7 protein-coding genes are annotated in these 10,201 nt (G+C 63.9%); 3 read left to right on the top strand and 4 right to left on the bottom strand.

Annotated features, from left to right (window positions below):
- Window positions 1–968, bottom strand: a 968-nt coding sequence (locus L979_RS14415) for a GNAT family N-acetyltransferase (RefSeq protein WP_156125388.1), incomplete at its 3' end; no start/stop codon positions are given.
- Between the two features lie 78 nt (window positions 969–1,046).
- On the opposite strand from L979_RS14415, the gene L979_RS04420 reads away from it, so the two are divergent.
- Window positions 1,047–3,644, top strand: coding sequence for a DNA topoisomerase (ATP-hydrolyzing) subunit A (locus L979_RS04420; protein WP_047689735.1), 2,598 nt, complete (start codon window positions 1,047–1,049; stop codon window positions 3,642–3,644).
- Window positions 3,641–4,186, top strand: coding sequence for a GNAT family N-acetyltransferase (locus L979_RS04415; RefSeq protein WP_047689733.1), 546 nt, complete (start codon window positions 3,641–3,643; stop codon window positions 4,184–4,186). Before L979_RS04420 ends, L979_RS04415 begins: the two co-directional genes overlap by 4 nt.
- 124 nt (window positions 4,187–4,310) lie before the next feature.
- Here the strand turns inward: L979_RS04415 and L979_RS04410 are convergent, their stop codons facing one another.
- From L979_RS04410 to L979_RS04400, 3 genes are all read right to left on the bottom strand, one after another.
- Window positions 4,311–5,363, bottom strand: coding sequence for a malate dehydrogenase (locus L979_RS04410; protein ID WP_052209482.1), 1,053 nt, complete (start codon window positions 5,361–5,363; stop codon window positions 4,311–4,313).
- 146 nt (window positions 5,364–5,509) lie between these two features.
- Window positions 5,510–7,126 (bottom strand): L-lactate permease, encoded by a 1,617-nt coding sequence (locus tag L979_RS04405; RefSeq protein WP_047689731.1) that lies wholly within the window; start codon window positions 7,124–7,126, stop codon window positions 5,510–5,512.
- Window positions 7,127–7,358: 232 nt separating this feature from the next.
- Complete coding sequence (locus L979_RS04400) at window positions 7,359–9,467, bottom strand: type IIA DNA topoisomerase subunit B (RefSeq protein ID WP_047689728.1); 2,109 nt, start codon at window positions 9,465–9,467, stop codon at window positions 7,359–7,361.
- 296 nt (window positions 9,468–9,763) lie between these two features.
- Between L979_RS04400 and L979_RS04395 the strand changes: the two genes are divergently transcribed.
- Entirely contained in the window at window positions 9,764–9,970 is a 207-nt protein-coding gene (locus L979_RS04395) for a hypothetical protein (protein ID WP_047689727.1), read from the top strand.
- Window positions 9,971–10,201: the final 231 nt, after the last annotated feature.

Here is a 10,201-nt window from a genome sequence, read left to right as displayed (position 1 = left end):
CGAGCGCCCTCTGCACCGGCCTCCGCCCAGCCGCCGGTCACGATCACCACGGCATGGGCGCCGGCTCGGCCGCACTGGTCCACCACGTCCAACACGGAGTCGTAGGGCACGGCCACCACAGCAAGGTCCACAGGTTGGCCGATGTCCTCCACGGAGGCCTTGTGAATCATCCCCTCTTGTTCAAAGGGCGTGGGATTGATGCCGTAGAGCGCACCGGTGAAACCGGAGTCCACGATGTTGCGCACCACCACGTGGCCGCCGTTGGTGGGATCGGCGGAGGCTCCGATCACCGCGATGGAGCCGGGAGTCAGGATTCGTGCCGTGGAGCGGGCTTCGGCGCGGTGTTCGCGGGCCATCATCACGGAGCGTTGTTTCTCCGTGGGGTCGATGGAGAACTCCAGGGCCACCACGCCGTCGTCGAAATGCCGGGCGACGTCGTAACCCGCCTCCACGAACACCCGCAGCATGGCGCGGTTCTCGGGCAGGACCTCTGCGGAGAAGTGGTCGATGTCGTTCTCCAGGGCTGCCGCACTGAGGTGTTCCAGCAGGATGGAGCCGATCCCGCGGCCCTGGTGGGCATCGGAGATCAGGAAGGCGACCTCGGCATCACGGGGTTTCTCCGTGCGGTCGTAGCGACCGATGCCGATCATGGACCCGCCCAGCATGATCACAAAGGCCACACGATCCTTGTGGTCCACCGTGGTGTAGCGTTCCAGCTCGCGTTTGGTCAGCGTGGTCTTGTGGGAGAAGAACCGCAGATAGATGGTGTTCTCCGACTGCCCGTGAAACATCTCCAGCAGGGCATCCTGGTCATCCGGGGTCACCGGACGAAGGTGGGCGGTGGCGCCGTCGCGCAGGACGACGTCAGCTTCCCAGTGGGCGGGATAGCCCTGTTGGATGGCGATGGCAGCAGTGTCAGGGGCTGTGGCGTGGGTGTCGCCACCCTGATTCGCAGACTCGGAGACCATAGACTTCAGCGTATCGAGAATCCCTGGTGACCGTGCGGTCAACGCCTGCCAGGAGGCAACAAAGGAGCATCCCCACCCATGGCCCGACGCAGGTCAGGATCACGTTCGGTCCGCGAAGAACTGCCCGCGGATTTCCAGGAGAACGTTGTTGACATTGATGTCACCAGCGAGATGGAGTCCAGTTTCCTGGAGTACTCCTATTCCGTGATCTATTCCCGGGCCCTGCCGGATGCCCGGGACGGTCTCAAGCCCGTCCAGCGCCGCATTCTCTACATGATGGATGACATGGGTCTGCGCCCGGACCGTGGACACGTGAAGTCCGCGCGTGTGGTGGGTGAGGTCATGGGCAAGCTGCACCCCCACAGCGATTCTGCGATCTATGACGCCATGGTGCGCCTGGCCCAGCCCTTTGCCATGCGGGTGCCGCTGGTGGACGGGCACGGCAACTTCGGTTCCCTGGACGACGGCCCTGCCGCCTCACGGTACACCGAGGCCCGGCTGGCCCCCGCTGCCCTTGCGTTGACGACTGACCTGGGTGAAGACGTCGTGGACTTCATCCCGAACTACGACAACCAGTTCACCCAGCCTGCGGTGCTGCCATCGGTCTTCCCCAACCTGTTGGTCAACGGTGCCTCCGGCATTGCCGTGGGCATGGCCACCAACATGGCACCCCACAACCTGCGGGAAGTGGTGGCCGGTGCCCGTCACCTGGTGGACAACCCAGAGGCCACCCTGACCGAGGTCATGAAGTTCATCCCGGGACCGGATCTGCCCTCCGGCGGACGGATCGTGGGACTGGACGGGATCAAGGATGCCTACGCCACCGGTCGGGGGTCCTTCAAGACCCGCGCCACGGTGTCCATCGAGCAGGTCACCGCGCGCAAGCAAGGCATTGTGGTCACGGAACTGCCGTACATGGTGGGCCCGGAGAAAGTGATCGAGAAGATCAAGTCCGCGGTGCAGTCCAAGAAGTTGGCCGGCATCTCCGACGTCGTGGACCTCACCGACCGCGCCAACGGCTTGCGGTTGGTGATCGAGCTCAAGAACGGGTTCAACCCGCAGGCCGTGTTGGCCCAGCTCTACAAGCACACGCCGTTGGAAGAGTCCTTCGGCATCAACAACGTGGCCCTGGTGGATGGTCAACCCCGGACCATGGGCCTATTGGATCTGCTGCGGGTCTACGTGGATCACCGGTTGACGGTGGTGCGTCGTCGTACTGAGTACCGGTTGGGCAAGCGTCAGGACCGTCTCCACCTGGTGGAGGGGTTGCTCATTGCGATTCTGGACATTGACGAGGTCATCCAGATCATCCGCTCCTCTGATGAGACCGCTGAGGCACGCGAGCGGCTCATGCAGATCTTTGATCTCTCCCAGGCCCAGGCCGATCACATTCTGGAACTGCGGCTGCGGCAGCTGACCAAGTTCTCCCGGATTGAACTCGAGGCCGAGCGGGATGACCTCCAGCGCGAAATCGCCGAGCTTCAGGCCATTCTTGGCTCGGATGCTCGGCTGCGTGAGGTGGTGTCCGGGGAACTTGCGGACGTTGCGGACAAGCACGGCGATGACCGCCGCACCAAGCTCTCGAAGTCCGAGGACCTGCCGGAGGTGACGGCAACGGCGGCCAAGGCGAAGACCGGCCCCACCCTGGAGATCTCCGACGACCCGTGCTGGGTGTTCCTCTCCACCTCCGGACAGTTGGCGCGCACCGCAGACCGTACCCCTCTGGCCGACCCCGGGCGGCGGATCAAACACGACGCCCTGCGTTCTCAGGTGGCCACCACGGCCCGCGGCGAGATCGGTGCCGTGACCTCTGCCGGGCGGATGATCCGCATCCCGGTCCTGGATGTCCCCGCACTGCCCGATTACGACGGCGTCCCCAAGCTGGCCGATGGCGTTGCCGCCAAGGACTTCTTGAGCCTGAACAAGGGTGAATCCTTGGTGGCCCTGGCGCCGCTGAATGCTGTGTTGGCCCTGGGCACCAAGCAGGGTGTGGTCAAGCGACTGAACCCCGAACACCCGCTGAACCGGGATGACTGGGAGGTCATCGCGCTGAAGGGTCAAGGCCGCACCCGTGATGAGGTGGTGGGCGTGGACGTGGCACCCGAGGACTGCGATTTGGTGTTTGTGACAGCCCAGGCCAAGCTTCTCCACTTCCCGGCATCATCGGTGCGACCACAAGGCCGCACCGCCGGTGGCGTGGCGGGAATCAAGTTGGCTGCCGATGATCACGTGATCTTCTTCGGCCCCGCTGCAGCCTCAGCCCCGGACTCCGTGGTGGTGACGGTGGCCAAGGCTGATGAAGTTCTGCCCGGCATGACCGAGCACTCCGTGAAAATCACACCACTCTCCGATTACCCCGCCAAGGGCCGGGCCACCGGTGGTGTGCGCTGCCAACGGTTCCTGCGCGGAGAGACCTCGCTGACCTTGGCCTGGGCAGGTCACGGCCCGGCCAAGGCGGTGTCTTCCGCCGGAGTGGCACGGTCGCTGCCCACCGAGTTCGGTCGCCGTGACGGATCAGGCGTTGCCTTGGAGCAGGTCATGGATGCCATTGGTCCGGCATGGAGCACACCCACGACGACGTCCGATGCTGACGTGGCGTCTGCATCTTCATCTGCATCTGCATCTGCATCGGAGTCAGAGTCGGACTTGGAGTCGGCGTCCGAGGACAGTCAATGACCCGTCGGGTGCGAACTGGCCTGGCCGGTGACGGCGCCCTGCTCCATGACCTCGCCGTGGTGACTTTTCACGATGCCTGCCCTCCGGGTGTGGATCACTCCACCGCCATGGCCCATGTGGAGACGGAACTCTCACCAGCCCGGTTTGAGCAATGGTTGGCGGATCCGGACACCCATGTGGTGATCCTGGAGGAGGACGGTACGGCCATCGGTTATGTGGTCCTGGTGGCCAACCGCCCCGTGACAGCAACGGGCCGCCGGCAGCGCCCCGAGCTGGCAGAACAGGACAGCGTGTGGTTCCTGTCCAAGTTCTACGTGGTGGCTGAGGCCCGAGGCACCGGTGCCGCGCGTGAGCTCATGACGGCCACCGTCGACGTGGCCCGTGCGGGGAACGCATCCGGTGTGTGGCTCACGGTCAATCAGCTGAACCCGCGAGCCAATGCCTTCTATGAGCGTTGCGGCTTCCAGGTGATGGGCACCACCACCTTCCCCATGGGCGGCCAGCTCCACGACGACAACGTCAGGCACCTCCCCCTCCCCTGACCCACCCCCTGGCCCAGACCTCGTCCCAGCTGCCGAGTCTCCGAGTTTGGTCATCTGCCGCACTTGGACACCACCAAACTCGGGCACTCGGCGCTCCACAAGCAGTGGGCGCCACAAAGGTGGCTCAGGCGCGGGGGCCCAACAGGCCCAGCTGTTCCACCGCCTGGCGCTCCTCCACCAACTCGGCCAGGGAACGGTCAATGCGCTCGCGGGCAAAGTCGTCGATCTCCCACGGCTCCACAATGCGATGGTCACCGTCCTGGCAGAACACCGGGAAGGAACTCACCACACCCTGCGGCACACCGTGAACACCGGTGGACGGCACGGCCATGGACGTCCACCGCCCCTCCTCCGTGCCACGCAACCACGTACGGATGTGGCGCAGCGTGGCATGGGCTGCCGAGGCAACGGAGGATCCGCCGCGAACCTCAATGATCTCCGCGCCGCGGTTGGCCACCTTGGGGATGAAGAACTCGTCAATCCACTTCCGGTCCAGCCCGCGTTCGGCCAGCACTTCTTCTGCCGGGTTGCCCTTGACGGTGGCGCGGGAGAGATCCACGAACTGGGAGGCGGAGTGGTTGCCCCAGATGGCCACGCCGTCGACGTCGTTGACGGTCACCTCACAGGCCAACGCCAACTGCGCCTGAGCACGGTGATGATCCAGGCGGGTGAGCGCCGTGAAGCGCTCCGCTGGAACATCCGGTGCGTGGGAGGCTGCGATCAATGCGTTGGTGTTGGCCGGATTTCCCACCACCACGGCACGGAAGTTCTCAGCTGCACCGTTGTTGATCGCTTGGCCCTGGACGGAGAAAATCCCGGCGTTGGCCGCCAGCAGATCGGCCCGTTCCATTCCCTTGGAGCGTGGCCTGGCACCGATCAGCAGACCAACTTCCGAACCGTCGAAGGCGGCAGTCGGGTCATCGAACACGTCCACTGACTCCAACAGTGGCATGGCCGCGTCCTGCAACTCCATGGCCACACCCTCCGCGGCGCGTGCAGCTTCCGGAATCTCCAGCAACCGCAATCGAACCGGCGTACCCGATCCCAACAACGCACCGGCAGCAGCACGGAACACCGTGGCATAACCGATCTGACCTGCAGCGCCCGTGACCGTGACGGTCACTGACTGGGTGGAACCAACCGGATCTTGCTGGATGGAATGGGCAACATCGACCATGTGGGACTCCTGGGTTGGGCGTTCATGCCGCACACGCAGGTGGGTGTCCGGCACACGGAACAGGGTGGCCGTGACCGCGGTCACGTTCACCCTGTCATCCTATCCAGTTGCTCCGAATTCTGGCCTCACTGATCGGCGACTGCCGCTCAGAGAACCAAGGAGAGCACAAACACCCAGACACACAACACGGCCAGCAAACCCAGGCTGTAGAGCAGCACCTGTCGCGTGAGGTCGGCTTCCTTGCCGCGCTCCCCCACGGCTGCGGTGGCAATGGCGATCGACTGCGGTGAGATCACCTTGGCCATCACACCACCGGCGGTGTTGGAGGCCACCAGGAGCGTTTGGCTGGTGCCGATCTGACCGGCGGTGACAGCCTGCAGGGAGGCAAACAACGTGTTGTTGTTGACCACCGAACCGGTCACGAACACCCCGATCCACCCGATGATCGGAGACAGCAGCGGGAAGGCGCCCCCAGCGGCGGAGAGAGCCAAGGCCATGGAGGAGGACATGCCCGAAAAGTTCATCACGTTGGCCACGGCCATGACCATGCAGATCATCAGGATGGGAGCCCACAGCTGCTTGAGCGCGCCCACCAGCTCCTCCCCTGTTTGCCGCCACGTGATGCTCGGGGTGATCAACACGGTGAACAGGGCCGCGAACAGAATCGCGGTTCCGGAGGCCGCCAGAATCCCCCAACTCCATACGACGTCCACGGCGGTGGTCTCCGCCACGATCGGTGCCGTACGCGCGATCTCCTGGTGGAGGAAGGGCATGGACAACGGCACGGTGGCACGCGCCAACACCTCACCCACAGCAGGTACGGACCACAGCAGGATGAAGCCGGAGAGGATGTAGAACGGGGACCATGCCCGCACCACTTGGCCCAACGTGGTGAGTTGGTGATTCGCCCGCAGCTCCTCCAACGTCGGCGCCTGGGCTTCACGGTAGATGGTGCGCGGGGTCCAGAACTGCAACAGGAACGCCATGGCGGCCATGCCCACCAGAGGCGGGATGATGTCAACCAGCTCAGGACCAGCCACCCACAGGAACACGGACTGCAGCCCGGAGACCAAGAATCCAATGGCCAGCGCAATGCCACCAGTTTCCCGCAGGCCCCGACGCCCGTCCAGGATGACCACCAGCAACACCGGGATGAAGACCATGATGCCCTGGATGACCAGCACCATCATGCGGGACAGTTCGGTCAGCGGAACATCACCCTGCGTGGCACCCACGATCACGGGGATACCGATGGCGCCGTAGCCTCCGAAAGCCGCGTTGGCCACCAAGGCGATTCCGGCCGCTCGCAGGGGTCGGAAGCCCAGGTTGACCAGCAGCGCACCACAAATGGCAATGGGAATGCCGAAACCTGCAGCGCCTTCCAGGAATCCACCGAAGCAGAAGGCGATCAACAGCACCTGCAGCCGCTGGTCCTCAGAGATCGCGGAGATCGAGGATCGAATGACGTCAAAGTACCCGGCGCGCACCGCGATTCGGTACAACCAGACCGCCATGAGCACGATCCAGCCGATGGGCCACAAACCGCCCAGGAAACCGTAAACGACCGCGGAGGCCGTGGCTGGTGCAGGCAGGCCAAAAACGAATGCACCCAGACCAACCGCCAGAACCAAGGCAATCAATGATGCCTTCAGACCGGTCAACTTGAACACGGTCAAGGCAACCAGAAAGACGATGATGGGGATCGCAGCAACCAGCGCGGAGAGAACGGATGAACCTAGAGGGTCATAGTCCTGGAGCCACATGGTGTGGGCAGCCCTTTCGAAAGTGACGTCAGGCCACCAGCAACTCCGCACTGTTCACGTTGCGCTCCGCGCGGAGCGATCAGTTGCGTTTGTGTTGTGATGCCTTGTGGAACACCACAAATCTAGGATGACATCCGTCAATTTCACCATGAGTTGCCACCGATTCCCAACCCAACCACACAGAAACCAACGATTTCCCAAAGGTTCACCTTCTGTTAACCGTAGTGACGGATCAGGCGTCGATCCGCTCCGCATCCAGCTGCGCGGCACCCGCGATGATGAAGTCCTTACGCGGTGCAACCTCCGAACCCATGAGCAAGGAGAAGGCCCGTTCGGCGGCTTCCGCCCCCTCAACTGTCACCCGGCGCAGCATGCGGTGGCGGATGTCCATGGTGGTTTCAGCCAACTGATCAGCATCCATCTCACCCAGACCCTTGTACCGCTGGATGGGCTCCTTGTATGAACGCCCTTCCGACTCGAGTTTGGTCAACAGGGAATGCAGCTCACGCTCGGAGTAGGTGTAGACCATCTCATTGGCCTTGGACCCTCGGTTCACGATTTCCACGCGGTGCAGCGGGGGCACGGCCGCATAGACCTTGCCGGCCTCCACCAGCGGACGCATGTAGCGGTAGAACAAGGTCAGCAGCAGGGTACGGATGTGGGCGCCGTCCACGTCGGCGTCCGTCATCATGATGATCTTGCCGTAGCGGCTGGCGTCGACGTCGAAAGTACGCCCCGAACCGGCGCCGATCACCTGAATCAGGGCCGCGCACTCGGCATTGGCCAACATGTCCGTCACGGAGGCCTTCTGGACGTTGAGGATCTTGCCGCGGATGGGCAGCAAGGCCTGGTACTCGGAGTCACGGGCCAACCGGGCCGTACCCAGGGCGGAGTCACCCTCCACGATGAACAGTTCAGACTTCTCCACCTCCGTTGAACGGCACTCCACCAACTTGGTGGGCATGGAGGAGGTCTCCAAGGCATTTTTGCGGCGCTGCGTCTCCTTGTGCAGCCGCGCGGAGATCCGCGACTTCATCTCCGCGACCACCTTCTCCAGCACCGCATTGGCTTGGTTCTTGGCGTCACGCTTGGTGGCGGTCAGTGCCTTGGTGAGCTCCTTCTCCACCACCTTGAACACGATCTGGCGCACGGCCGCCGTACCCAGGATCTCCTTGGTCTGGCCCTCGAACTGGGGCTCGGCCAACCGGACGGTCAACACGGCAGTGAGCCCGGCCATGACGTCGTCCTTGTCGATCTTGTCGTTGCCGGCCTTCAGGCGGCGGGCATTGGCTTCGATCTGCTTGCGGAAGACTTTGACCAGGGCTTGTTCGAACCCTGTCTGATGGGTGCCGCCCTTGGGGGTGGAGATGATGTTCACGAACGTGCGTACCGTGGTGTCGTAACCGATCCCCCACCGCAGGGCCACGTCCACCTCACAGTCACGTTCAACGTCCTGCAACCGTGATTGCCCGCCGTCATCCAGGACAGGAACGGTTTCCCTGAACGATGCCTCGCCCTGGAAGCGCCAGATGTCCGTGACGGAGTCGTCCGTGGCCAGGAACTCGGCGAACTCGGAGATGCCGCCGTCGTGTTGGAAGACTTCCTCGTGCGGCCCCAGCTCCCCTGCGGTTCCGGGGGCACGGCGCTCGTCGCGCACGGTGATCCGCAGCCCGGGGATCAGAAAAGCGGTGGTGCGCGCACGGTTGACCAGGTCCTCATAGGAGAACTGGGCGTCCGGGGTGAAGATCTGCCGGTCTGCCCAGTAGCGGATCCGAGTGCCGGTCACACCGCGGCGGGCCTTGCCCACCACCTCCAGCTCCGAGCCGGAGACGAACGGCTCAAAAGGCGCCTCCGGTGAAGGGGCACCCTTGTCCGTGAACTGCCCGGGCTCCCCCCGCCGGAAAGACATCTGGTAGGTCTTGCCTCCACGATCCACCTGGACGTCCAAACGGGAGGACAACGCGTTGACCACGGAGGCACCCACACCGTGGAGACCACCCGAGGCCGTGTAGGAGCCACCGCCGAATTTGCCACCGGCGTGCAGCTTGGTGAACACCACTTCCACACCGGACAAACCAGTGCGTGGCTCCTTGTCAATGGGGATGCCACGGCCGTCGTCGTGCACCTCCACGCAGCCGTCCTTGTGGAGGATCACCGTGATCTGGTGCCCATGTCCGGCAAGGGCCTCGTCAACTGAGTTGTCGATGATCTCCCACAGGCAGTGCATCAAGCCCCGCGAATCCGTGGAGCCGATGTACATGCCCGGGCGCTTGCGCACCGCTTCGAGCCCCTCAAGGACAGAGAGGTGGCGGGCGTTGTACTCGGATGTGGTGGGCGGCACGGGTGCGCTCTCTCCTGCTGCGGCTCGGGGGAAGGCCCGTCGCGGACAACGGACGGGCGCCCTTACTCTAATGCGCCTGCCCACCGGTGGCACCGTGACGACGACGCGGCGCGTCACCCACCTCAACCTGCCCTGAGGCGCGGAGTCCTGAGACTGAATCGGACCGTGCTCACGGGCTGGTGCGCGGTGGGCGAAAACACGGTGCGGGTTGGATGAGCCCACGGGTGGACGTGGTTGTATGTACGTACTCGCCGCAGGCGGACCCCGTCCGCCCGGTGAACAGAGCAAGAAGGAGGATGTCTGTGAACGCCACACTTGAGACCCCGGAGTTGAACGCCACCCACCGCTGCGATGCCTGCGGTGCCCAGGCCTACGTCCGGGTCGTCCTCCAGTCCAGCGGCGGTGAGCTGCTGTTCTGCGCGCACCACGCCCGCGCCAACGAGGACAAGCTGCGCCCCATGGCTGCCACCTGGCAGGACGAGACAGAGCGCATCAACGCATGAGACCTGACCTGTTTGCATCCGGTGTGTGATGGAAACATATGTTGTGACAACGGTGGCCCGGTACGTGATGACGTACCGGGCCACCGCCATGTTCACGGGCAGCCAGAAGTTGGACTTCCCCTCCCCCCCTTCTTCCGCCGAGTAGGCCGTTTGATCGCCGATGGGTGCGGCGGTTTCAGGGGGTGAGTGCAACACCGGATTGATTGGTGGTGTTGTTCATGGGTGCTGCTG

The sequence above is a fragment of the Kocuria sp. ZOR0020 genome (genome assembly GCF_000800955.1).
GTDB classification, from domain to species: domain Bacteria; phylum Actinomycetota; class Actinomycetes; order Actinomycetales; family Micrococcaceae; genus Kocuria; species Kocuria subflava.
Note: the sequence above shows the minus strand (reverse complement) of the source record. Positions and strands in the feature narration are given on the sequence as shown.

What these genes read in the sequence shown, in the direction of transcription:
- L979_RS04420 (WP_047689735.1), top strand. Translation starts at nt 1,047, where the DNA reads ATGGCCCGACGCAGGTCAGGATCACGTTCGGTCCGCGAAGAACTGCCC.
- L979_RS04415 (WP_047689733.1), top strand. Translation starts at nt 3,641, where the DNA reads ATGACCCGTCGGGTGCGAACTGGCCTGGCCGGTGACGGCGCCCTGCTC.
- L979_RS04410 (WP_052209482.1), bottom strand. Translation starts at nt 5,363, where the DNA reads ATGGTCGATGTTGCCCATTCCATCCAGCAAGATCCGGTTGGTTCCACC.
- L979_RS04405 (WP_047689731.1), bottom strand. Translation starts at nt 7,126, where the DNA reads ATGTGGCTCCAGGACTATGACCCTCTAGGTTCATCCGTTCTCTCCGCG.
- L979_RS04395 (WP_047689727.1), top strand. Translation starts at nt 9,764, where the DNA reads ATGTCTGTGAACGCCACACTTGAGACCCCGGAGTTGAACGCCACCCAC.